This is a genomic window from Bacillus sp. SW14 (assembly GCF_047608225.1).
GTDB classification, from domain to species: domain Bacteria; phylum Bacillota; class Bacilli; order Bacillales; family Bacillaceae; genus Bacillus; species Bacillus subtilis_G.
Genome location: NZ_JBLKRW010000001.1, coordinates 1,662,544 through 1,682,723 on the forward strand (window position 1 = coordinate 1,662,544; position 20,180 = coordinate 1,682,723).

The 20,180-nt window shown below is 42.4% G+C and carries 25 protein-coding genes and 1 tRNA gene; 20 read left to right on the forward strand and 6 right to left on the reverse strand.

Translation table 11 applies throughout. From position 1 onward, the window contains the following. The first annotated feature begins 66 nt into the window (after window positions 1–66). The 5 genes from ACMX2I_RS08535 to pstB (ACMX2I_RS08555) all read left to right on the forward strand — a co-directional run bounded on the left by ACMX2I_RS08535 (window position 67) and on the right by pstB (ACMX2I_RS08555) (window position 4,474). A complete protein-coding gene (locus ACMX2I_RS08535) occupies window positions 67–969 on the forward strand; it encodes a phosphate ABC transporter substrate-binding protein (protein ID WP_087990729.1) in 903 nt (300 codons plus the stop codon). Between the two features lie 68 nt (window positions 970–1,037). After that, window positions 1,038–1,967, forward strand: a complete 930-nt coding sequence (gene pstC / locus ACMX2I_RS08540) for a phosphate ABC transporter permease subunit PstC (RefSeq protein WP_148962068.1) — start codon at window positions 1,038–1,040, stop codon at window positions 1,965–1,967. Further along, on the forward strand, window positions 1,967–2,851 hold the full coding sequence (gene pstA / locus ACMX2I_RS08545) for a phosphate ABC transporter permease PstA (RefSeq protein WP_414956689.1): 885 nt from the start codon (window positions 1,967–1,969) through the stop codon (window positions 2,849–2,851). The genes pstC and pstA overlap by 1 nt, the downstream gene beginning before the upstream one ends. Window positions 2,852–2,871: 20 nt before the next feature. Continuing rightward, window positions 2,872–3,681, forward strand: coding sequence for a phosphate ABC transporter ATP-binding protein PstB (pstB, locus tag ACMX2I_RS08550; protein ID WP_414956690.1), 810 nt, complete (start codon window positions 2,872–2,874; stop codon window positions 3,679–3,681). Between the two features lie 10 nt (window positions 3,682–3,691). Further along, on the forward strand, window positions 3,692–4,474 hold the full coding sequence (gene pstB / locus ACMX2I_RS08555; RefSeq protein ID WP_414956691.1) for a phosphate ABC transporter ATP-binding protein PstB: 783 nt from the start codon (window positions 3,692–3,694) through the stop codon (window positions 4,472–4,474). Window positions 4,475–4,503: 29 nt separating this feature from the next. Here pstB (ACMX2I_RS08555) and ACMX2I_RS08560 read toward each other — a convergent pair whose 3' ends face one another. Continuing rightward, window positions 4,504–4,971 carry an endolytic transglycosylase MltG gene (locus tag ACMX2I_RS08560; RefSeq protein WP_414956692.1) on the reverse strand — a complete coding sequence of 156 codons (468 nt, stop codon included), beginning with the start codon at window positions 4,969–4,971 and terminating at the stop codon, window positions 4,504–4,506. Next, a complete protein-coding gene (locus tag ACMX2I_RS08565; RefSeq protein WP_087990723.1) occupies window positions 4,968–5,321 on the reverse strand; it encodes a hypothetical protein in 354 nt (117 codons plus the stop codon). The genes ACMX2I_RS08560 and ACMX2I_RS08565 overlap by 4 nt, the downstream gene beginning before the upstream one ends. 179 nt (window positions 5,322–5,500) lie before the next feature. On the opposite strand from ACMX2I_RS08565, the gene ACMX2I_RS08570 reads away from it, so the two are divergent. The 12 genes from ACMX2I_RS08570 to ACMX2I_RS08625 all read left to right on the forward strand — a co-directional run bounded on the left by ACMX2I_RS08570 (window position 5,501) and on the right by ACMX2I_RS08625 (window position 15,764). After that, window positions 5,501–5,971: a hypothetical protein gene (locus tag ACMX2I_RS08570; protein WP_414956693.1), complete on the forward strand. Its 471-nt coding sequence runs from the start codon at window positions 5,501–5,503 to the stop codon at window positions 5,969–5,971. Beyond that, a complete protein-coding gene (locus ACMX2I_RS08575) occupies window positions 5,968–7,047 on the forward strand; it encodes a glycosyltransferase family 4 protein (RefSeq protein ID WP_414956694.1) in 1,080 nt (359 codons plus the stop codon). The genes ACMX2I_RS08570 and ACMX2I_RS08575 overlap by 4 nt, the downstream gene beginning before the upstream one ends. Window positions 7,048–7,130: 83 nt before the next feature. Then, the gene (gene rpmG, locus ACMX2I_RS08580) at window positions 7,131–7,280 is read left to right on the forward strand and encodes a 50S ribosomal protein L33 (RefSeq protein WP_003153056.1); all 150 of its coding nucleotides are present in this window, start codon (window positions 7,131–7,133) and stop codon (window positions 7,278–7,280) included. A gap of 81 nt (window positions 7,281–7,361) precedes the next feature. Beyond that, the gene (locus ACMX2I_RS08585) at window positions 7,362–7,925 is read left to right on the forward strand and encodes a 5-formyltetrahydrofolate cyclo-ligase (RefSeq protein ID WP_414956695.1); all 564 of its coding nucleotides are present in this window, start codon (window positions 7,362–7,364) and stop codon (window positions 7,923–7,925) included. A 67-nt stretch (window positions 7,926–7,992) separates the two neighbouring features. Continuing rightward, window positions 7,993–8,166 carry a hypothetical protein gene (locus ACMX2I_RS08590; RefSeq protein ID WP_087990719.1) on the forward strand — a complete coding sequence of 58 codons (174 nt, stop codon included), beginning with the start codon at window positions 7,993–7,995 and terminating at the stop codon, window positions 8,164–8,166. A gap of 88 nt (window positions 8,167–8,254) precedes the next feature. Continuing rightward, window positions 8,255–9,778 (forward strand): rhomboid protease YqgP, encoded by a 1,524-nt coding sequence (yqgP, locus tag ACMX2I_RS08595; RefSeq protein WP_414956696.1) that lies wholly within the window; start codon window positions 8,255–8,257, stop codon window positions 9,776–9,778. A gap of 114 nt (window positions 9,779–9,892) precedes the next feature. Further along, window positions 9,893–10,096, forward strand: coding sequence for a YqgQ family protein (locus tag ACMX2I_RS08600; RefSeq protein ID WP_087990717.1), 204 nt, complete (start codon window positions 9,893–9,895; stop codon window positions 10,094–10,096). A 17-nt stretch (window positions 10,097–10,113) separates the two neighbouring features. Beyond that, window positions 10,114–11,079 (forward strand): glucose kinase GlcK, encoded by a 966-nt coding sequence (glcK, locus tag ACMX2I_RS08605; protein WP_414956697.1) that lies wholly within the window; start codon window positions 10,114–10,116, stop codon window positions 11,077–11,079. 115 nt (window positions 11,080–11,194) lie between these two features. Further along, a complete protein-coding gene (locus ACMX2I_RS08610; protein ID WP_414956698.1) occupies window positions 11,195–13,111 on the forward strand; it encodes an LTA synthase family protein in 1,917 nt (638 codons plus the stop codon). An 81-nt stretch (window positions 13,112–13,192) separates the two neighbouring features. Beyond that, the gene (locus ACMX2I_RS08615; RefSeq protein WP_414958312.1) at window positions 13,193–14,323 is read left to right on the forward strand and encodes a M14 family metallocarboxypeptidase; all 1,131 of its coding nucleotides are present in this window, start codon (window positions 13,193–13,195) and stop codon (window positions 14,321–14,323) included. A gap of 68 nt (window positions 14,324–14,391) precedes the next feature. Then, window positions 14,392–15,447, forward strand: a complete 1,056-nt coding sequence (locus ACMX2I_RS08620) for a hypothetical protein (RefSeq protein WP_414956699.1) — start codon at window positions 14,392–14,394, stop codon at window positions 15,445–15,447. A 2-nt stretch (window positions 15,448–15,449) separates the two neighbouring features. Then, the gene (locus ACMX2I_RS08625; protein ID WP_148962056.1) at window positions 15,450–15,764 is read left to right on the forward strand and encodes an MTH1187 family thiamine-binding protein; all 315 of its coding nucleotides are present in this window, start codon (window positions 15,450–15,452) and stop codon (window positions 15,762–15,764) included. Between the two features lie 31 nt (window positions 15,765–15,795). Here the strand turns inward: ACMX2I_RS08625 and ACMX2I_RS08630 are convergent, their stop codons facing one another. Next, window positions 15,796–15,969, reverse strand: a complete 174-nt coding sequence (locus tag ACMX2I_RS08630) for a DUF2759 domain-containing protein (protein ID WP_202327183.1) — start codon at window positions 15,967–15,969, stop codon at window positions 15,796–15,798. 155 nt (window positions 15,970–16,124) lie between these two features. On the opposite strand from ACMX2I_RS08630, the gene ACMX2I_RS08635 reads away from it, so the two are divergent. Next, window positions 16,125–16,760: an MBL fold metallo-hydrolase gene (locus ACMX2I_RS08635; RefSeq protein ID WP_394715953.1), complete on the forward strand. Its 636-nt coding sequence runs from the start codon at window positions 16,125–16,127 to the stop codon at window positions 16,758–16,760. 39 nt (window positions 16,761–16,799) lie between these two features. Here ACMX2I_RS08635 and ACMX2I_RS08640 read toward each other — a convergent pair whose 3' ends face one another. Next, window positions 16,800–17,045 carry a DUF2626 domain-containing protein gene (locus tag ACMX2I_RS08640; RefSeq protein ID WP_003226300.1) on the reverse strand — a complete coding sequence of 82 codons (246 nt, stop codon included), beginning with the start codon at window positions 17,043–17,045 and terminating at the stop codon, window positions 16,800–16,802. 231 nt (window positions 17,046–17,276) lie between these two features. Here ACMX2I_RS08640 and mgsR point away from each other — a divergent pair, with 231 nt between their 5' ends. After that, on the forward strand, window positions 17,277–17,654 hold the full coding sequence (gene mgsR, locus ACMX2I_RS08645) for a transcriptional regulator MgsR (protein ID WP_087990709.1): 378 nt from the start codon (window positions 17,277–17,279) through the stop codon (window positions 17,652–17,654). 66 nt (window positions 17,655–17,720) lie between these two features. Here the strand turns inward: mgsR and ACMX2I_RS08650 are convergent. Beyond that, window positions 17,721–17,791, reverse strand: a tRNA-Gln gene (locus ACMX2I_RS08650). Window positions 17,792–17,879: 88 nt separating this feature from the next. Here ACMX2I_RS08650 and ACMX2I_RS08655 point away from each other — a divergent pair. Then, on the forward strand, window positions 17,880–18,719 hold the full coding sequence (locus ACMX2I_RS08655; RefSeq protein WP_414956700.1) for an STAS domain-containing protein: 840 nt from the start codon (window positions 17,880–17,882) through the stop codon (window positions 18,717–18,719). A gap of 59 nt (window positions 18,720–18,778) precedes the next feature. On the opposite strand, the gene ACMX2I_RS08660 is transcribed toward ACMX2I_RS08655, so the two are convergent. After that, entirely contained in the window at window positions 18,779–20,107 is a 1,329-nt protein-coding gene (locus ACMX2I_RS08660; protein WP_087990707.1) for a hemolysin family protein, read from the reverse strand. Window positions 20,108–20,180: the final 73 nt, after the last annotated feature.

The window sequence follows — 20,180 nt, forward strand, 5'->3', positions numbered from 1 at the left end:
TACACAGAACCTTTATTCTATACGTGTAGGACAAATTACACATTATATGCAGGGGGAATTCAGGAAATGAAAAAAAACAAATGGGTGCTTATGCTTCTAATGGCTGCTTTTATGATGATTGCAGCTGCATGCGGAAATGCAGGAGAAAGTGAAAAATCGAATAGCGATTCTGCAAAAGGGGAAGAAAAGGCATCAGGATCTTTAACCATTTCTGGTTCATCTGCTATGCAGCCATTAGTACTCGCTGCCGCAGAAAAATTTATGGAAGAAAACCCTGATGCAGATATACAGGTACAAGCTGGCGGTTCTGGAACAGGGCTTTCTCAAGTTTCTGAAGGAGCTGTTCAGATCGGGAATTCAGACGTTTTTGCTGAAGAAAAAGAAGGAATTGATGCAAAAGCGCTAGTCGATCATCAAGTCGCAGTAGTCGGTATGGCAGCAGCTGTAAACCCTGATGCCGGTGTGAAGGATATTTCAAAAGATGAATTGAAAAAAATCTTCACCGGCAAAATCAAAAACTGGAAAGAGCTTGGAGGCAAAGACCAAAAGATCACACTTGTAAACCGTCCTGATTCTTCTGGCACACGTGCTACATTTGTGAAATATGCGCTTGACGGAGAAGAACCTGCAGAAGGCATTACTGAAGATTCATCTAACACAGTGAAAAAAATCATTGCTGATACTTCGGGAGCGATTGGGTATCTTGCATTCTCATATTTAACAGATGACAAAGTAACTGCTCTATCTATTGACGGTGTAAAACCTGAAGCGAAAAATGTTGCAGCTGGCGAGTATCCAATCTGGGCTTATCAGCATTCTTACACAAAAGGTGAAGCGACAGATTTAGCTAAGGAATTCCTTGATTATTTAAAGAGTGATGACATTCAAAAAAGCATTGTTACCGACCAAGGGTACATTCCGGTTACTGATATGAAAGTGACACGCGATGCCAACGGGAAACAAAGCTGATCTTTATAAAAAGAGGAGTGCGGTGGCAACCGTTTCTCCTCTTAACACATTCATAGGAGTGTAAAACAATGATAAACAATAGAGAAAATATGTCTGTGAGCGAGCGTTTAATCAGCTCAAGGCAAAATCGGCAATTGGATGAAGTTCGGGGAAGAATGATTGTGACAGCTTGTGCGCTTATTATGATTGCGGCATCTGTTGCGATCACCATTTTCCTCGGCGTGAAGGGGCTGCAATCTTTTCTTGTAAATGGTGTAAGCCCAATTGAATTCTTAACGAGCCTAAATTGGAACCCTACAGATACGGATCCGAAATATGGAGTGCTTCCATTTATTTTTGGATCATTTGCAGTAACGATTCTTTCTGCACTCATTGCTGCGCCGCTCGGCATTGCAGGTGCGATTTTTATGACAGAAATTGCGCCGAATTGGGGAAAGAAAGTACTGCAGCCGGTGATTGAGCTTTTAGTCGGCATTCCATCTGTTGTTTATGGATTCATAGGTCTTACAGTATTAGTGCCGTTTATCGCTCAGTTCAAATCGAGCGGAACAGGGCACAGTTTATTGGCGGGAACGATTGTTCTTTCCATTATGATCCTGCCGACCATTACATCGATCTCTGCTGATGCGATGGCTTCTCTTCCGAAGAGTTTAAGAGAAGGTTCTTATGCACTCGGTGCGACAAGATGGCAGACGATCAGAAAAGTACTTGTACCCGCAGCTTTTCCGACATTAATGACGGCTGTTGTGCTTGGTATGGCACGGGCGTTTGGCGAAGCTTTGGCTGTTCAGATGGTCATTGGAAATACAAGAGTATTGCCGGAAAGCCTGTTTGACACTGCCGGAACCCTGACAACGATCATTACGCTGAATATGGGGCATACCACATACGGCAGCGTTGAAAACAATACGCTGTGGTCAATGGGGCTTGTGCTTCTGGTGATGTCATTCTTGTTCATCCTGTTTATCCGCTACTTGTCATCTAGGAGGAAAGTGTAATGAACCGCAAACTAACAGATAAACTGGCAACTGGAATATTTGGTTTATGCGCAGCCATTATCGCGGCAATTCTGGTAGGCTTGTTTTCCTATATTATTATTAACGGTGTTTCCCAGCTCAGCTTCGACTTTATTACGACAAAATCAAGTGCCATTGCAGCTGGAGGAGGAATACGCGACCAGCTTTTCAACTCCTTTTATATTTTGTTTATCACGATGCTGATTACAATCCCGCTCGGTGTGGGCGGCGGAGTGTTCATGGCTGAGTACGCGCCTAATAACAAAGTGACTGATTTCATCAGAACATGTATAGAGGTGCTTTCATCTCTTCCGTCAATTGTGATTGGGATGTTTGGATTATTGATGTTTGTTAACTTAACAGGCTGGGGATATACGATCATAGGCGGGGCGCTTGCATTAACTGTTTTTAACCTTCCTGTCATGGTGCGTGTGACAGAAGACGCGATTCGTTCAGTCCCTAAAGATTTGAAGGAAGCCTCTCTCGCTTTAGGTGTATCACGCTGGCATACCGTAAAAACGGTTTTAATTCCAAGTGCAATCCCTTCTATCATCACCGGAGCGATTTTAGCGTCAGGAAGGGTGTTCGGGGAAGCGGCGGCATTATTATTTACAGCCGGTCTGACAACACCGCGTCTTAATTTCACGGAATGGAACCCGTTTTCTGAAACATCGCCATTTAATATCTTCAGGCCCGCTGAAACACTTGCGGTTCACATTTGGAACGTAAATACGCAAGGAATTATTCCGGATGCTGAAGCGATTGCCAACGGAGGTTCTGCGGTGCTGGTCATTTCTGTTCTTGTATTTAATCTCGCAGCGAGATGGCTTGGCACGATGATCTACAAAAAGCTTACGGCAAATTAGAACGGAAAGAGGCGAAAAACATGTCTGAACAAATGGTAAAAGAAAAGCCTGAACGTGCTGTTTTCGTTCCGAAACAGCGCCACGTGCTCGAAGTGAAAGATCTGTCTATTTTTTACGGAGATAAACAGGCAGTTCACCGCGTGAATATGGATATTGAAAAAAATGCGGTGACCGCTTTGATTGGACCGTCAGGGTGCGGAAAGTCCACTTTTTTGAGAAACATTAACCGAATGAATGATTTAATTCCTTCTGCAAGGGCTGAAGGTGAAATCCTTTATGAAGGATTAAATATACTGGGCGGCCATATTAATGTTGTCAGCTTAAGAAGAGAAATCGGAATGGTTTTCCAAAAACCGAATCCATTTCCGAAATCGATTTATGCGAATATCACACATGCCTTGAAATATGCCGGAGAGCGCAATAAAGCTGTTTTAGATGAGATTGTGGAAGAAAGCTTAACAAAAGCAGCACTCTGGGATGAGGTGAAGGATCGTTTGCATTCGTCTGCACTTTCGTTATCAGGCGGCCAGCAGCAGCGTTTATGCATCGCGAGAACGCTTGCGATGAAGCCGGCCGTTCTTCTGCTGGATGAACCAGCTTCAGCGCTAGATCCGATTTCAAATGCAAAAATAGAAGAATTAATAACACAACTGAAAAGCGAATACTCAATTATTATTGTCACGCACAATATGCAGCAGGCGCTGCGGGTTTCTGACCGGACGGCATTCTTTTTAAACGGCGAGCTTGTAGAATATGGGCAGACTGAACAAATTTTCACCAGTCCGGAACAGCAAAAGACAGAGGATTATATTAACGGGAAATTCGGATAGGAGGTCGGCAATGAGTATTGCTACCGAAACTGTAATGAAACAGGAAGTCTATCAAGTCAATGGAATGGACTTATGGTATGGACAGCATCACGCTTTAAAAAATATCAATTTGAGTATTCATGAAAACGAGATCACCGCGATTATCGGGCCGTCAGGATGCGGGAAATCGACCTTCATTAAAACATTGAATTTAATGATTCAAATGACGCCGAATGTAAAGCTTGCAGGTGAACTGAATTATAATGGCAGCAACATTTTAAAGGATAAAGTGGATATCGTGGATTTGCGAAAAAATATCGGCATGGTATTTCAAAAAGGGAACCCGTTTCCGCAATCTATCTTTGATAATGTCGCTTACGGACCGAGAGTCCACGGCACCAAAAATAAAAAGAAGCTTCAAGACATTGTGGAAAAGTCATTAAAAGACGTGGCGTTATGGGATGAGGTGAAGGATCGATTGCATTCATCAGCCCTTTCTCTATCAGGCGGCCAGCAGCAGCGTCTCTGTATCGCCAGAGCGCTTGCGACAAATCCTGATATTTTGCTGATGGATGAACCGACATCTGCACTAGATCCAATTTCAACGAGAAAAATTGAAGAACTGATTCTTGAGCTGAAAAATAAATATACTATTGTAATCGTTACGCACAACATGCAGCAGGCAGCAAGGGTTTCTGATCAAACCGCCTTTTTCTACATGGGCGAGCTTGTTGAATGCGACAATACCAATAAAATGTTCTCTAACCCGCAGGATCAAAGAACTCTCGATTACATCACAGGAAAGTTTGGATAAAAAAACAGGCTGACAGTCAGCCTGTTTTTTTATCGTGTTAACGTTTTTACGATCTTTTTGAAGCTCATGTCTGATTTTACTTTAAACTCGCCGGCGCGGATTTCTTTATGATATCCGGCATCAATGACATAGTCGTTAAAGTTTTGAGCCGAGGAAATGATGCCTTCTTTTTCAAGAATAGCTGATACATCTGCGGTGCTCATGCCGTCTTTAATGGTGAGCTTGTATGTTTTGACTTTGTCTTTTTTTGCGTCTGAGCTGCTGTCATCGTCGTTCAAGGATTTCTCTTTTGAATCAAGAAGTTTTTGATATTCATCACGGTTAACAGAAACCATTTTTTTAGAATCAAGGTAATTGCTCACGTCTTGTTCGGTTACTGTTTTATTTTCTTTTACAGCAGCGGCCTGGTCTTCGTCTGTTAGATAAAAAACAGCTGCAAGAACAGCTGTCGCTAAAATAATGCCGCCTGCAAATGCCTGAATGCCCCGTTTTGTCATACGAGCACCCTCTCGTTATCTTTGATAATCGTATTTACGTCTTCCACTGATACATGCTCAGCTTTAGCGATCGCTTCAGCGGACATGCCATTATTATATTTTGAAAGTATTTGTTTAGCGATCTTTTGATTGATATCGCTATGCTTTGATTTGCGGATGACAAGGTTTGTTTCCAGTAATTCTTCCTCAAGCACTGTCATTTTCTTTTTGAGCTTGTAAATTTCCTGCATCGCAGAAAGCTGCAGTGTTTCGAGCTCTTGCTCTACATCTTTCATCGGATCTCTTTGAGAATATGAGAATGCAATTAGCGCTATACTGACGATAAACAACGCAATAATAGCAATTTCCACGTTTCATCACCTTCTATTCTTTTTTTATCCTTCTTTTTTATACCATAAAACCAATAGATTCTAAAGGTATTCGCGAAAAAAACGAGATTTTGTCGAGAAGTCTTTCTTTGCTTCCACTCTATGTAATGATTTAATAGGAACACCGAGTGAACGATAGGAAAGGAGAATGTTAAAAATCCATGGATCAATACCCATTTCTCTATAATATACGACATAAGTTTTCTTTTTTTAGGGATACATTCGATATGATGATTCAAAACGCCCGCACCTTGACCGTACGCTGGGACATCTCAGAAGAAACAATGCGGCTGGCTGAAGCTGTGCTTTTCGAAAGCCCGCGGGATATGATCAAAGAATTGCGCATTGTCATCAAAAGAAAAAACATCGAAGCTGTCAGGACGAAACGCATAACGTATCATAAAGGGGAATGGATAATTGGACAGGCAGCTGGTGATGCTGTATATCGGGCTGAATACAGAATGGTTAACTCAATGAATGTCTCTCTCAAGCTCGCGGATACAGAGGACATCTATCTTGCGGAAAATGGGGTTAGTGATCTAAAAAGCTTTCAGGCTGAGGACGCGTACACCTGGTGGGAGAAGCAATTTTCTGCCTACACGTGTTATGGAGGAGGGGATAAAGAAAGATGAACGTTCTCATGCTTTCACTTGAACATCCTCATGAGCCGAAAAGTGGGCTCGGTGTCCATTTAAACCATCTTATTTCTTATTTAAACCCGCATATCAACATTACTGTTTTTACTCCAAGCAGGCGGCTGTTTACATATGCGCAGTTTGAAGATTTCATGGCTGATGCTAACTTTACAATGGTTCAGCATGTGTTATCCTGCAATGAGCGTTTCGATCTGATTCATGCCCATGACGACATGACAGCTCCCGCTGCTCATTATTTGAAACAACGGCTTGGCATCCCGCTTGCAGTGACTATCCACGGTCTTGAAAGCGAAAGGAAGAAGGTGTGCCAAGAAGCCCCGCATCCATACAGACTGCAGACCGAACGGCTCCTGATAGAATCTGCTGATGAATTGATTGTACTAAGCTCTTTTATGAAACGGTCGCTTGATAAGGCAGCACGTGAAAAAATAACTGTCATCCCAAGCCCTGCATCTATGGAGGTGGAAAAGGGGGAAGTTCCAAGGAACATGAATGGAAGGTTCATATTTTCGTTTGGTAGGTTTGTTCCGGAAAAAGGTTTTTCTCAGCTGTTAAAGGTGTTTGCTATCCTGAGGCGGCGTCAGCCTGACCTGCATTTGGTGCTGGCTGGGGAAGGTCCGTCTCTCTCCTCCTATGAAAAACTGGCTGCAGCATTGAATTTGAAGGAACGTGTTATGTTCCTGCCGTTTCTGCATAGAAGAGACATCAGAACGTTTCTGTCTCACTGTGAAATGGCTGTTTTCCCTAGTTTTTATGAGCCGTTTGGGCTTGCCGCGCAAGAAAGCATGGAACAAGGTGTGCTGACTGCCGTTTCTCAGTCGGGCGGTTTTTGTGACTTTGCCCTTCACGACAAAACAGCATTCACCGTTGATTTTACGCGCGCGCAGGAAGCGGCTGATCTGCTGGACAGGTTTTTAAAAGACCGGGAAAGAGCCCGCCGGATAAAAGAAGCCGGCAGAGAACAAGTGATCAAACTACACCATCCCCGGCTCATTACGGAATCATATTTGCAGCTTTATGAGCGTATTATTCATAATTCAATAATTCATTGAAAAACAGCCTAGCATTCCGTCCATTATAGTGGTATTATATATAAGTCTGAATAAGTAAATGATTTTAGTTTGGAGGGAAAATAATGCGCGTTAATATTACTTTGGCTTGCACTGAATGTGGTGAGCGTAACTATATTTCTAAAAAGAACAAACGCAACAATCCAGACCGCGTTGAATTTAAAAAATATTGCCCACGTGATAAAAAATCTACGTTACACCGTGAAACAAAATAACAGCTCAGCTGTTTGAGGTGTAAAAAAGCCAGAGCTTTGAAAAAAGGTTCTGGCTTTTTTCTTTTCCGAGGGGGATGAGAGATGAAATCACAATTAAGAAAAAAGACGATGGAGGCACTATCTGCTGTATCAGGTGAAGATCTTCTTCAAAAAACAGCGCGTATGTACAAGCGTTTGTTTTCTCTGCCGGAGTGGCAAAATGCCAGCACCATTGCCGTCACCATCTCCAGAGGGCTGGAAATACCGACGCGTCCCGTCATTAAGCAGGCTTGGAAAGAAGGGAAACAAGTTTGTATTCCCAAATGCGACCCGAAATCGAAGAACATGCAATTCCGTACATATCAGACCGATGATCAGCTCGAAACCGTTTACGCCGGACTTCTTGAGCCGGTAATCGAAAAAACAAAAAAAGTGGAACCATCACAAATTGACTTGATAATCGTTCCGGGTGTTTGTTTCGATACTGACGGGTTTAGGGTCGGCTTTGGCGGCGGCTATTATGACCGTTTTTTAAGCGATTATGAAGGGAAGACAGTCTCTTTGCTTTTGGAGTGCCAGCTGTTTTCACACGTTCCCCGTCTGCCGCATGACATCCCGGTACATCAGCTGATAACAGAGGATCGAATCGTTTTTTGTTGTCCCTAACGTTCCTGCTCCTTATTTAAGAATAAATAAGAAAGAATGACAAACCCTAATTGGCAGGAGGGATATGATGAAAAAACTTATGATTTATGCCATTTTCGCTGTTTCTGCCGTCATGTTTTATCAAAACCGCTACCGTCTTATGAATACCGTACTCAGCCAGCCGGGAATCAGGCGGTCTTTTATTCATTTATTTTTAAGAATTCCGTTTATCCGCAATAAGTTTATACAGCAAGCTTTCTAAAATCCCGTGAAAAACGGGATTTTTTGCTTTCGGTAGGCGTTCGGAGCATCAGCTGTTATAATGAAAAAAAACCATTGGAGCGGTAAACATGTATTTGCTGGAGTATACATATTGGAAAATTGCGGCGTACCTAGTGAAAAGCGGGTATGGCGTTATACAAGCCGGTGAGTCAGATGAAATATGGCTGGAAGCACCGGACAAGTCCTCTTATGATCTGGTTCGCCTATATAAACATGATTTTGATTTTCGCCAGGAAATGGCAAGAGACATAGAAGAGCAGGCTGAACGAGTAGAACGAATCAGGGTGTCGATGGGCAATCGTCAGATGAAACTGCTGAATGTGTTTATTTCAGCGGAAGCCCCTGTTGATGACTGGCAAGAGATCGCCGAAAAGCCTTTTGAGAAGGGGCCTGTATCAGTTGAGCCGGCGATCGTGAGGAGAACGATGCTCCGTGAGGATCTTCAAGCTGTTTTTCCATCATTTCCTGCAGAAGAATGCACAGAAGCCCGCGCTTCGTTTGAAGACGCGCAAATGGCGAGAGAACGTTTCCTTTCGCTAGTACTGAAACAAGAAGAACAGAGAAAAAATGAAGCGGCGGTTTTTCAAAACGGAAAACCAATCTTTACATATTTATTCATCGCGCTTCAGATCTTGATGTTTTTCTTGCTTGAATTAAACGGGGGCAGTACAAATACGGAGACGCTTGTCGCTTTTGGAGCAAAGGAAAACAGCCTGATTGCAGCTGGAGAATGGTGGCGGCTTTTGACGCCGATTGTGCTTCACATCGGCATTGCGCATTTAGCGTTTAACACGCTGGCTTTATGGTCGGTCGGTACAGCGGTTGAGCGGATGTACGGATCGGGCAGATTTTTGCTGATTTATCTGGCTGCTGGCATCACGGGTTCGATCGCAAGCTTTGTGTTCAGCCCATATCCTTCAGCAGGCGCTTCAGGAGCCATATTCGGATGCTTAGGTGCATTGCTGTATATAGCTTTGTCAAATCGGAAAATGTTTTTTAGAACGATCGGAACCAATATTATCGTCATTATTATCATCAATCTGGGCTTTGGTTTTGCGGTTTCGAATATTGATAATTCGGGACATATCGGCGGATTGATTGGCGGCTTTTTCGCAGCTGCCGCACTAGGATTGCCCAAAGCCCGAGCATTGGGAAGAAGATTATTGTCAGCGGTTTTGCTGCTTGCTTTGGCGGCCGGGTTTTTATACTACGGATTGCATTCGCCGTCCCATCAGGAGTCGGCGCTGATACAGCAGGCGAGAGAGCTGTATCAGGAAGGAAAGTATAAAGAAGTAACGGAATTGCTGAACGGAGAAGCGGAGCAAAAAGATGCCTCTGTTGATCTATTGAAAATTCTGGCTGTTTCAGATATTCAAATCGGTGAATATGATCAGGCGATTTCCCTTTTGGAAAGAGCAGTGGAAAAAGAACCTAAAGACCATGACTCCTATTACTATTTAGCCTTGCTGTATGCGGAAAAAAACGAGCTTGGCCAAGCAGGAAAGGCTATCGAGTCGGCTGTAAACCTAGAGCCGAAGGAGCAGCGCTATAAAGAGCTGCAGCGACAAATTGAAAACAATAAAGAATCATAAGGAATGGAACATGCCGGGGAGGGAGACTGGCTTTTTTGTCAGCGTTTTCTTCTTGACCGGCTGCATCTATATGAATACGCTTATGATAGTTAAGAACTAGAATGGTGAGGAAAAATGAATACATTTTATGATGTGCAGCAGCTGTTAAAAACGTTTGGCCACATTGTTTATTTTGGAGACAGAGAGCTTGAAATAGAGTTTATGCTGGATGAATTAAAGGAATTATACATGAACCATATGATTGAGAAAGAGCAATGGGCCAAAGCGGCAGCTGTCCTTCGAAAAGAATTGGAACAAACAAAAAAACGAAAGATGTAAAGGCTAAGGTGATAAAAATGGACGAGATATGGTTTGCAGGCATTGATCTGGGAGGAACGACGATTAAACTCGCTTTTATTAATCAATATGGTGAAATTCAGCATAAGTGGGAAGTCCCGACTGATAAAACCGGCGATACCATTACCGTTGCGATTGCAAAAACAATCGACAGCAAGCTGGATGAGCTGCAAAAACCGAAGCATATCATTAAATACATCGGAATGGGCGCACCAGGTCCTGTAGATATGGCAGCCGGAGTCGTTTATGAAACAGTAAATCTGGGGTGGAAAAACTATGCTTTAAAGAACCATCTGGAGACAGAAACCGGCATCCCGGCTGTGATAGAAAACGACGCGAATATTGCTGCGCTCGGGGAAATGTGGAAGGGAGCGGGTGACGGCGCAAAAGACGTCATTCTCGTGACGCTTGGCACGGGAGTTGGCGGCGGTATCATTGTAAATGGTGAAATTGTACATGGCATAAATGGCGCCGGCGGGGAAATCGGCCATATTTGCAGCATTCCTGAAGGCGGAGCGCCTTGCAACTGCGGAAAGACGGGCTGTATCGAAACAATAGCGTCCGCAACCGGAATTGTAAGAATTGCAAAAGAGAAAATTGCAGATGCTAAGCAGACGACACGTTTACAAGCATCTGAACAATTGTCAGCGAGGGATGTATTTGAAGCGGCGGGTGAAAATGACGAAATTGCTCTTGAAGTCATTGATTATGTATCCGAACACCTTGGTTTGGTGCTCGGAAATTTGGCAAGCTCGCTTAATCCGTCAAAAATCGTTCTGGGCGGCGGCGTTTCGAGAGCTGGAGAACTGCTGAGATCAAAAGTCGAGAAAACATTCCGCAAATGCGCGTTTCCACGGGCGGCAGAAGCGGCTGATATTTCAATTGCTACACTTGGAAATGATGCCGGCGTTATCGGCGGCGCTTGGATTGCTAAAAACGAATGGATGAAACACCAAAATTGTTAAAATTGTATAAATGAAATTGATTTTTTGTTATGTTCAGGTTAAGATTTAAATTGATGTGATAATGAGAATGTTAGGAATAGACTGATTTTTCGAGCGTGCTGCATAGGAGGTTGAAATGCGAAAAACGTTTTTTTCGAAGTTTTCATTTATGCTGATTGCCATTTTATTGATGTGGCTGAAAACGTATGCTGTTTACAAAACCAGTTTTCATATTAAGATCGACAATCTAACGCAGGAATTTATTCTGTTTATCAACCCATTGAGCTTTTTGCTGTTCATTTTTGGCTTCAGCCTGTTTTTAAAAGGCAAAAACAGAAATCGTTACATGATTGCGATGAGCTGTCTTGTCACGTTTGTATTGCTGGCAAATATGGTTTTTTACCGTTTTTACAATGATTTCTTAACGATTCCTGTTCTTTTTCAAACGAGCAATATGGGTGATCTCGGAAGCAGCATCGGAACACTTCTAGAGCCGACAGACCTTCTATTGGTTGTAGATATTGCGGTTTTAATATGGCTTCACATTGGGCAAAAAGCTTTTCAATCGGACATTCCCTCCACGAAAAATGAACGGGCGGCATATTTTCTGTTTGTTGCTTCTGTTTATTTCTTCAATTTGGGCTTGTCTGAAGCAGAAAGACCTCAGCTATTGACACGTTCATTTGACAGAGAAATGCTTGTTAAAAACATCAGTTTGTTTAATTTTCATATTTACGACGGTGTTCTTCAGTCGAAGCAGTCTGCACAAAGAGCCTTGGCTGACAGCAACAGCCTGACGGAAATTGAAAACTACGTAACTGCTAATGCGAAAGACGCCAACAAAAGTTTATTCGGCGCTGCAAAAGGCAGGAACGTCATTCTCGTATCCTTAGAGTCGACGCAAAGCTTTGTGGTCAATGAAAAGGTGAATGGAAAAGAAATCACGCCTTTTCTGAATGACTTTATAAAACAGAGCTACAATTTCAATAATGTTTACCACCAAACCGGCCAGGGAAAAACATCGGATTCTGAATTTATCGTGGACAATTCACTATATCCGCTTGGAAGAGGCGCCGTGTTTTTTACAAATGCGGGCAACGAATACAGGGCCGCACCTGAGATTCTGAAAAACAGCGGTTACTATTCAGCTGTCCTTCACGCTAATAATAAAAGCTTTTGGAATCGGGATTTAATGTATGAATCGCTTGGATATGATTCGTTTTTAGATATTAACTCTTATGATGTTACTGACAAAAATTCAGTCGGCTGGGGACTGAAGGACAAAGAATTTTTTGAGCAGTCTTCAGAGCTGATGAAAAATCTGCCTCAGCCGTTCTACTCAAGGCTGATCACACTGACGAACCACTTCCCGTTTGATCTTGATGAAGAGGACAAATTGATTGATGAATATGATTCAAGCAGCCAGACGCTAAATAAATACTTCCCGACCGTACGCTATCAGGATGAGGCGCTGAAACGGTTTATCGAAAAGCTGAGAGAAGACGGATTATACGACAAATCTATTATCGTATTATACGGTGACCATTATGGTATATCGGAAAACCATAATGAAGCGATGGGGCAATTTTTAGGGAAAGAGATTACACCATTTGAAGAAGTACAGCTCCAAAAGGTGCCGCTTGTCATTCATATTCCCGGTATTACTGATAAAAAGCCGCAAACCATTGAAACAGTAGGCGGACAAATTGATATCAGGCCGACGCTGATGAATCTTTTAGGGATTGAAACGAAAGATCAAATTCAATTTGGCAACGATCTGCTTTCAGAGGAAAAAATGGACTTTACAGTGCTCCGGGACGGGAGTTTTATCACGGATCAGGTTGTATATACTGACGGTGTTTGTTATGACAAAGAGACCGGTAAGCCGCTAAAAGAGGCAAAACAATGTGAAGCATTTGCTGATAAAGCGAAACAGGAGCTGTCACTTTCTGATGAAATCATCTATGGTGATTTGTTGCGTTTTTATGATCAGAAAAGGCTGGACCATTCGTCCAAACGAAAAGAAAAACAAATGATCGATCAGGCATCGTAATCACAATGTCTCCCCCAACAAAGTGGCGGGAGGCTTTCTTTTTATAAACACGCTGTCATATAGTAACAAAAAAGGGGGATGATGATGGCGTTTATTACGGTGAAACCTGAGATCAAGCACAACTTGACCAGAGTGGCGAGAGAACTGAAGATAGACGAGGAACTGCTTAAAAGCGCAAATCGCACCGCACAGAAGCACCAATTGTATTGTCCTGGTTATTTGATTGAAGAGAATAACGATAAGGAGCTTCAAACCATTCAGGAGATCAAGAGCTTTTTACAGCCTCGGCAGCTTGATCTTTCTGATAACTGGGTAGAGCAAGAAAAAATCTATGATGATGCAGGTGTTGAAAAGGAAGTAAAGAAGATTATTGATGTATTTCCCTTTGTTTCATGCCGAAAAATTGGCCGTTCTGTACTTGGCAGACCAATCTGGGAGCTGAAGGCAGGTGGAGAGCATGCTGTAAAAAAGGTTCATATGAACGCCTCGTTTCATGCGAATGAGTGGATCACCACGTCTGTCCTGCTAAAATGGTTTAAGGAATATTGCATGTCATTATGCTGCAACTCGCCTTTCTTCGGCTTTTCTCCCATGAAGATGTTCAGCAGTACATCTCTGTCTCTCGTTCCTCTTGTTAATCCGGATGGCGTTGATCTTGTCTTGAACGGATCAGAAGGCATGGAAACCAGAAAAGAAGAGCTCGAACGGCTAAATGGCCATCGTCCGAATTTTAATGAATGGAAGGCAAACATAAACGGCGTTGATTTAAATAAACAATTTCCGTCATTATGGGAAATTGAGAAACACCGCAAACCGACAGCACCGACCTACCGCGATTTTCCGGGAATCACTCCGCTTACGGAACCGGAATCCATCGCGATGTACCGTCTGATAACGGAGAATCCGCCTGACAGACTGCTGGCCCTCCATACTCAGGGAGAAGAAATTTATTGGGGCTACAAAGGCCTTGAACCTGAAGAATCTGCTGCAGTCATAAAGGATTTTGAGAAGTTAAGCGGGAACATTTATAAAGGGATAAGGGATATAGACAGCTATGCGGGATTTCGCGATTGGTTTATTCACTATTATTTTAAAGAAGGATATACGGTGGAACTTGGAAAAGGTCAAAATCCTTTGCCGTTTCAGCAGTTTTCACATATTTATAATGCGACAAACGGCATTTTATGGAGGTCGCTATTTTTTCATGAGTAACTGAAAACTTTTTCTTTTTTCTGCCGCAGCAAATATGCGACAATAAAGATGATCGGAGGGGAAGGCTGATGAGATCAGTTTGTTTCATTCTGCTGTCGGCTTTGCTGTTTAGTTTAACGGCATGCGAACCATCTCATCAGCAGCAAAAACAAGCATCGGCGGCAAAAGATGAGGAAAAAGACATCATTCCGCTTTCCGCGGAAAAAGCGGATGGAGCTGAAGGATGGCTGAATAACAGCACAATTTTATATACTGGGTCCGATCCGACGAAAACAGAGCTTTTTTCGTACCGCATCTATACCGGCAAAGCGAAAAAGCTTTATCGGACGGATGGCCAAATCGTTGATGTTCAAATCAATCCGAAAAAGCAGATGATTCTGCTGCAAGTTACGCACAGCCAAAAGACAGCAGTGGTTTTGCTTAATGCAAAAGGAGAGACGCTTTACCAAAAAGAATATGAAACGTATGAGCTCGAGGCTGCTTGGAACCAGTATGATCCTTATCAAATGATGGTTACGGTATTCTCTGAAAACTGGGATTTCCATACATATCAGGTGAATGCCAAAAAAGACGAGTCTTCCTTAAGTCCGGTACAGGTTCCATTTATTCATTGGACATCCAAAAGTACATTTGGTTATGTAAAAGAGGGAAGAGAGGATAAGTCAGGGCCTTTATATACATTCGATACGGCCTCCAATACGGAAGAAAAGCTCGAGGATGATGTTCTTTTCTTTGATTCTTTCCATCAAATGAGTTTTACTGTCAAATCAGCTTCCGGACAAAAAGGGACGTATCAGTTTAATACGCCGCAAACAAAATCGCCAGTTACAGCGGAATGGCCGCTCCAAACAAAATATACAAATTTGGCTCCGATGGAGTATGATTATGATGAAGCAAAAGCTCTTTTTTATACGTTTAAAGAAAGCGGCGATTCATATAAGCTCGCAGCTGTCAATGTGGCATCGGGAAAGGCAAGCGATCTTTTCTCCCTGCCGAAAATGGAGCCGATACAAATTTCTCCGAACGGGAAATATGCGCTATACGGCTTTCATTTTGAACAGATCATTTTATTGGAATCACATGAAATGAAGCAACTCATCATTGATCAAAAGGAGATGGAATAACGATGGCTATCGCAGATGTAACCATTATCCCAATCGGAACGGAAACACCTAGTGTGAGTGCTTACGTGGCCGATGTCCAAAAAATTTTAGAAGGATATCAAGCTGAAGGGAAAATCAAATACCAGCTAACACCGATGAACACGCTGATCGAGGGAGAACTCAGTGACCTTTTCACAGTTATTCAGGAAATTCACGAAGCACCGTTTCAAAAAGGGCTGCACAGAGTGGCAACAAACATCCGAATTGATGACAGACGTGACAAAAAAACGACGCTTGAAAGCAAAATAGAAAGTGTCAATAAACGTTTACAGCAATAAAAACAAACCTGTATCCAATGGGATACAGGTTTTAATGTGCGGTTGGATAGCCGCTGTTTATCACGGTCATCACCGTAAACCAGCCAAAGACAAATAAGGTGGCTCCGGCCATTAAAAATCCAAGTATATTTCTATTTTTAACAGAACGCAAGACTCCCCATAAAGCGAAAAGAGCGACAAGGCCGAAAATCACGACAAGTAACATTACGCAGCCCCCTTTACATTGAAAAACCTGCAATTCTTTCCATTTTTATTCTACCTGTTTTTTAGAGGTTTGTCGATAGCGTTTTCATTGCGATTGTTTGAATCTTTTTTCAAAAACCCTCATAATAGGAGCATAAAAAGAAAGAGGTGATCATAGTGAAATGGAGACGAATGCCAGTTGGGCCGATTCAAGCGAACGCATATTTTCTCATCAATGATGATCAATGCCTGATTTTTGATCCAGGCGGAGAAGGAAATAAAATCAATCAATACATAAAAGATAAAGGGCTGACGCCTTTAGCCATTTTGCTTACACATGCCCATTTCGACCATATTGGAGCGCTGGATGAAGTGAGAGAAAAATGGGATATCCCTGTTTACCTGCATCAGAATGAAAAGAATTGGCTTACGGATGCCTCCTTAAACGGCTCCGGCATGCTGAGAGGGATAGAAATCACAGCTAAGCCTGCAGATCATCTGATTGAAGGAGACGGTGAGCTCAATATCGGACCGTTTCATTTGGAAACATTATTTACGCCGGGACATTCGCCAGGCAGTGTTTCTTACTACGTGAAGGATGCAGACTTGGTGATCTCCGGAGATGTCCTGTTTCAAGGCGGCATAGGGCGTACGGATTTGATAGGCGGCGATCAAGAGACGCTGCTGACGTCCATTCATGAAAAACTGCTTACGCTGCCGGAGCACACGCTGGTGTTAAGCGGCCATGGACCTGAAACAGACGTGCAGAATGAGCAGGATCAAAATCCGTTTTTAAATGGGTTTTCATTGTAATAAAAGAGACAAACCGATAAGGTTTGTCTCTTTTTGCATTTAATGGCCTCCGCCGCCGGGCACCATAATAAAAATTGAGTAATATGTAAAGCCGGCAAAGAAAATCGTTAAATAAGCGCCAAAAATATAAATATACATGCGTTCAGTTAAGTTCAAATACGATAGAAATACAAATAGGATCGTCTGTCCAAAAAATAATAGGGAAGCATCTTTCATATCACCTAAATAAAACATGACTGCAAAAATTCCCGTCCAAAATCCTAACACCCGGAACATGCGATTCATTTTTATCCCCTCCCGAGAGTACCTCTGACTGTTATTATAATAGATCACACCTAGAAATGTAAACATTTTCATTGTTGTTATACAAATGGAATTTGTTCCTTTGATTGCGTTTTCTATTATATGGCTGTTTTTTTTAAAATAAGCCGAAAAAAAGTTCTTTAAATGGTTTAAATAAAAAATGATCCGGGTAGTTATTCTACAAAGAGATGGTTAACTAGGAGGAAAAAACGAATGGAACAATTAATTTTTTACTCATATCCAAGCTGCACGTCATGTCGAAAAACAAAACATTGGCTTAAAGCGCATCAAATTGAATTTAACGAACGGCACTTATTCAGAGAAACCCCGACAATAGAAGAATTAAGGTACATTTTATCGTTAACGACAGAAGGTATTGATGAAATTTTAGCGACAAGAAGCCAGACCTTCAAAGATTTAAATCTAAACATCGAAGAGATGACGGTAAATGAGGTGCTGGAACTTTTAATCGAGAAGCCGAAGCTTTTGCGACGTCCGATTCTTGTGGACAACAAAAAGCTGGTGATCGGTTATAATCCGGGAGAACTGTTGAAGCTATCGAAGAAGAAAACGGTTCATCAATCTGCATGATGAAAAACCGAAGATCCGCTGATTTTTACGAATCAGCTTATCTTCGGTTTTTCACCTGTTCAGAAACTGGGCTAGCTGGATTCGAACCAACGATCACGGAGTCAAAGTCCATTGCCTTACCGCTTGGCTATAGCCCATCGAATGTAAACATAGTATGTGCTGAGGAAGACGCATTATACATAGGAAACATATATTTTTCAAAAAAACAGGAGGTAGCTCATTAAGATGATAGCTCTTGATCAGTATTTAAGAGAGCACAAAGAAGATATTATCAAACAATGGCTGGAAACTTGCATGTCAAAAGGAAGTGGGCTGCATTCCGCTCAAGATCAAAAGAAATTAGAACAAAAGTTAAAAGACCAGCATGAATCATTAGTGACCATCGTGGCGAAACCCCTTAGTAAAGCAGAAGACGTAAAGGATGAGCTCAATCGATGGTCTCTTCAATGCGCCAGAGACCGTGCCGTTCATGAAGTGACTGTAACAGAAAGTGTCGGCCAACTTAACGCCTTCAGGCACATCATGTTTAAATGGATTCAGACATTCAGCGAAGCCTCTTCTCAAGAAATCAGCATTCAGGACATTTATGAGTGGAGCCGGATCTTGAATCAAACCATTGATGAGATCATCGAAGTGTTTACTGAAGAATATTCCCAGGTCACGATGATACAATTAAACGCACAAAAAGAAATGATTAATGAATTGAGTGCGCCGATTATGCCGATCTCTGAGGGGATAGGGATTCTTCCGCTTGTCGGTGAAATTGATACGTGCAGAGCGAGGACGATTTTGGAGTCGGTGCTGCAGCAGTGCTCAGCGTTAAAACTTTCCTATTTATTTTTAGATATTTCGGGCGTTCCCATCGTCGATACAATGGTGGCTTATCAAATTTTTAAAGTGATTGACAGCACCAAACTACTCGGAATTGAGACGATTATTTCAGGAATCAGGCCAGAAATTGCCCAAACTGTGGTGAAGCTGGGTCTGGATTTTTCGAATGTAAAAACCGAGCAAAGTCTTGCTAAAGCCCTGGCCAATAAAGGATTTAAGATAGAAGAATCATAATACCCTGAACAATCACAACCATGTTCATTCTGGAAAAAAGCTGGACAGCCTCCCGTGGGCTATTCAGCTTTTTTAACTTCTATGAATAAAATGTGATGGCTGTCAATGTCTTTTACCTTAAAAGAGTAGCCATCATATTCAATCACACTTTCAGCCTCGGCGTCTATGTTTTGTGTCAGAAACCAGCCGCCCAAGGTGTCCACTTCAGCTTCTGATAAATCTGTTCCAAGCAGGTTGTTTACATCGCTGATTAATAACTTTGCATTTAATAAGTAGTGATTCTTTCCGAGCTCGCGGATATGAGGCACCTCATCCTCGTCAAATTCATCGCGGATTTCTCCTACAATTTCTTCGATAATATCCTCGACAGTGACCAAACCGGAAGTTCCGCCATATTCATCAATGAGAATCGCCATATGGGTGCGTTCCTTTTGCATTTTCAGCAGTAATTTATAAATAGGAATTGTCTCAATAACATGGATAACGGGCTGAATGAAAGGTTCAATATGCTGCTTGTTCAGTGAAAAATCTTTCGCCAGCATTGAAAACAGCACTTCTTTCATATTGATTACGCCCATAACGTTATCTTTATCCTCTCTTACAACTGGGTACCGTGTATATTTTGTTTGCTTTACTGTTTCCTGCAGACTTGGGATTGAGTCTTCATCAAGTGACAAACTGACCATTTCATTTCGCGGCACCATGATTTCCTTAGCCATTCGTTTATCGAAGGTGAAGATATTATCCATATACCTTAATTCACTTTTTCTGATTTCACCGCTTTTATAGCTTTCAGCTAAAAGAACCCGCAGTTCTTCCTCTGTATACGCCAGTTCATGCTCTGATGCCGGCTTCAGCCCAAACAACCCTGTAATCAACCGGGCAGAGTGGTTCAGCAGCCAAATGAATGGAAACATGATTTTATAAAACCAAATAAGCGGTTTGGCAAGCATCAATGTAATGCTTTCTGCTTTTTGAATGGCGAAGCTCTTTGGCGCCAGCTCCCCTATGACGACATTTAAATACGTCACCGCTAAAAAGGCAATGACAAGTGAAAGAAGGTGGGTGAGCGACTCATTCAAGCCTGCTTTATGAAAAAGGGGACGAAGTAAGGTTTGCACGGTCGGTTCCCCCAGCCAGCCCAATCCTAAAGCTGCCACTGTGATGCCCAGCTGGCAGGCTGATAAATATTCATCAAGGTGAGTGATGACATGCTTTGCTGCTTTAGCGCCTTTCTTTCCTTTTGCGACAAGCTGATCAATTCTGGAACGCCGCACTTTTACGATTGAAAATTCTGCGGCAACAAAAAATCCTGTTAACAAAATGAGAATAGCGACTGCTAGTAAATTGACAAATTCCAAAACAACTGCCTTCTCCAAGGAAGGCATGCACCTCCCTTTTCCGATGTCTTTCTTTTTTCCATACCACAGGAAAATGCTCACAAAACATGTGTTGAAGCGG

Excerpts from the sequence above, each read along its gene's own strand:
- mgsR (WP_087990709.1), top strand. The coding sequence starts at position 17,277 with ATGGAACAATTAATTTTTTACTCATATCCAAGCTGCACGTCATGTCGA.
- ACMX2I_RS08600 (WP_087990717.1), top strand. The coding sequence starts at position 9,893 with ATGAATACATTTTATGATGTGCAGCAGCTGTTAAAAACGTTTGGCCAC.
- ACMX2I_RS08620 (WP_414956699.1), top strand. The coding sequence starts at position 14,392 with ATGAGATCAGTTTGTTTCATTCTGCTGTCGGCTTTGCTGTTTAGTTTA.
- pstA (WP_414956689.1), top strand. The coding sequence starts at position 1,967 with ATGAACCGCAAACTAACAGATAAACTGGCAACTGGAATATTTGGTTTA.
- ACMX2I_RS08625 (WP_148962056.1), top strand. The coding sequence starts at position 15,450 with ATGGCTATCGCAGATGTAACCATTATCCCAATCGGAACGGAAACACCT.
- ACMX2I_RS08610 (WP_414956698.1), top strand. The coding sequence starts at position 11,195 with ATGCGAAAAACGTTTTTTTCGAAGTTTTCATTTATGCTGATTGCCATT.
- ACMX2I_RS08590 (WP_087990719.1), top strand. The coding sequence starts at position 7,993 with ATGAAAAAACTTATGATTTATGCCATTTTCGCTGTTTCTGCCGTCATG.
- glcK (WP_414956697.1), top strand. The coding sequence starts at position 10,114 with ATGGACGAGATATGGTTTGCAGGCATTGATCTGGGAGGAACGACGATT.
- ACMX2I_RS08570 (WP_414956693.1), top strand. The coding sequence starts at position 5,501 with ATGGATCAATACCCATTTCTCTATAATATACGACATAAGTTTTCTTTT.
- ACMX2I_RS08585 (WP_414956695.1), top strand. The coding sequence starts at position 7,362 with ATGAAATCACAATTAAGAAAAAAGACGATGGAGGCACTATCTGCTGTA.
- ACMX2I_RS08535 (WP_087990729.1), top strand. The coding sequence starts at position 67 with ATGAAAAAAAACAAATGGGTGCTTATGCTTCTAATGGCTGCTTTTATG.
- yqgP (WP_414956696.1), top strand. The coding sequence starts at position 8,255 with ATGTATTTGCTGGAGTATACATATTGGAAAATTGCGGCGTACCTAGTG.
- ACMX2I_RS08560 (WP_414956692.1), bottom strand. The coding sequence starts at position 4,971 with ATGACAAAACGGGGCATTCAGGCATTTGCAGGCGGCATTATTTTAGCG.
- pstB (WP_414956691.1), top strand. The coding sequence starts at position 3,692 with ATGAGTATTGCTACCGAAACTGTAATGAAACAGGAAGTCTATCAAGTC.
- rpmG (WP_003153056.1), top strand. The coding sequence starts at position 7,131 with ATGCGCGTTAATATTACTTTGGCTTGCACTGAATGTGGTGAGCGTAAC.
- ACMX2I_RS08655 (WP_414956700.1), top strand. The coding sequence starts at position 17,880 with ATGATAGCTCTTGATCAGTATTTAAGAGAGCACAAAGAAGATATTATC.
- ACMX2I_RS08575 (WP_414956694.1), top strand. The coding sequence starts at position 5,968 with ATGAACGTTCTCATGCTTTCACTTGAACATCCTCATGAGCCGAAAAGT.
- pstB (WP_414956690.1), top strand. The coding sequence starts at position 2,872 with ATGTCTGAACAAATGGTAAAAGAAAAGCCTGAACGTGCTGTTTTCGTT.
- pstC (WP_148962068.1), top strand. The coding sequence starts at position 1,038 with ATGATAAACAATAGAGAAAATATGTCTGTGAGCGAGCGTTTAATCAGC.
- ACMX2I_RS08660 (WP_087990707.1), bottom strand. The coding sequence starts at position 20,107 with ATGCCTTCCTTGGAGAAGGCAGTTGTTTTGGAATTTGTCAATTTACTA.
- ACMX2I_RS08640 (WP_003226300.1), bottom strand. The coding sequence starts at position 17,045 with ATGAATCGCATGTTCCGGGTGTTAGGATTTTGGACGGGAATTTTTGCA.
- ACMX2I_RS08615 (WP_414958312.1), top strand. The coding sequence starts at position 13,193 with ATGATGGCGTTTATTACGGTGAAACCTGAGATCAAGCACAACTTGACC.
- ACMX2I_RS08630 (WP_202327183.1), bottom strand. The coding sequence starts at position 15,969 with ATGTTACTTGTCGTGATTTTCGGCCTTGTCGCTCTTTTCGCTTTATGG.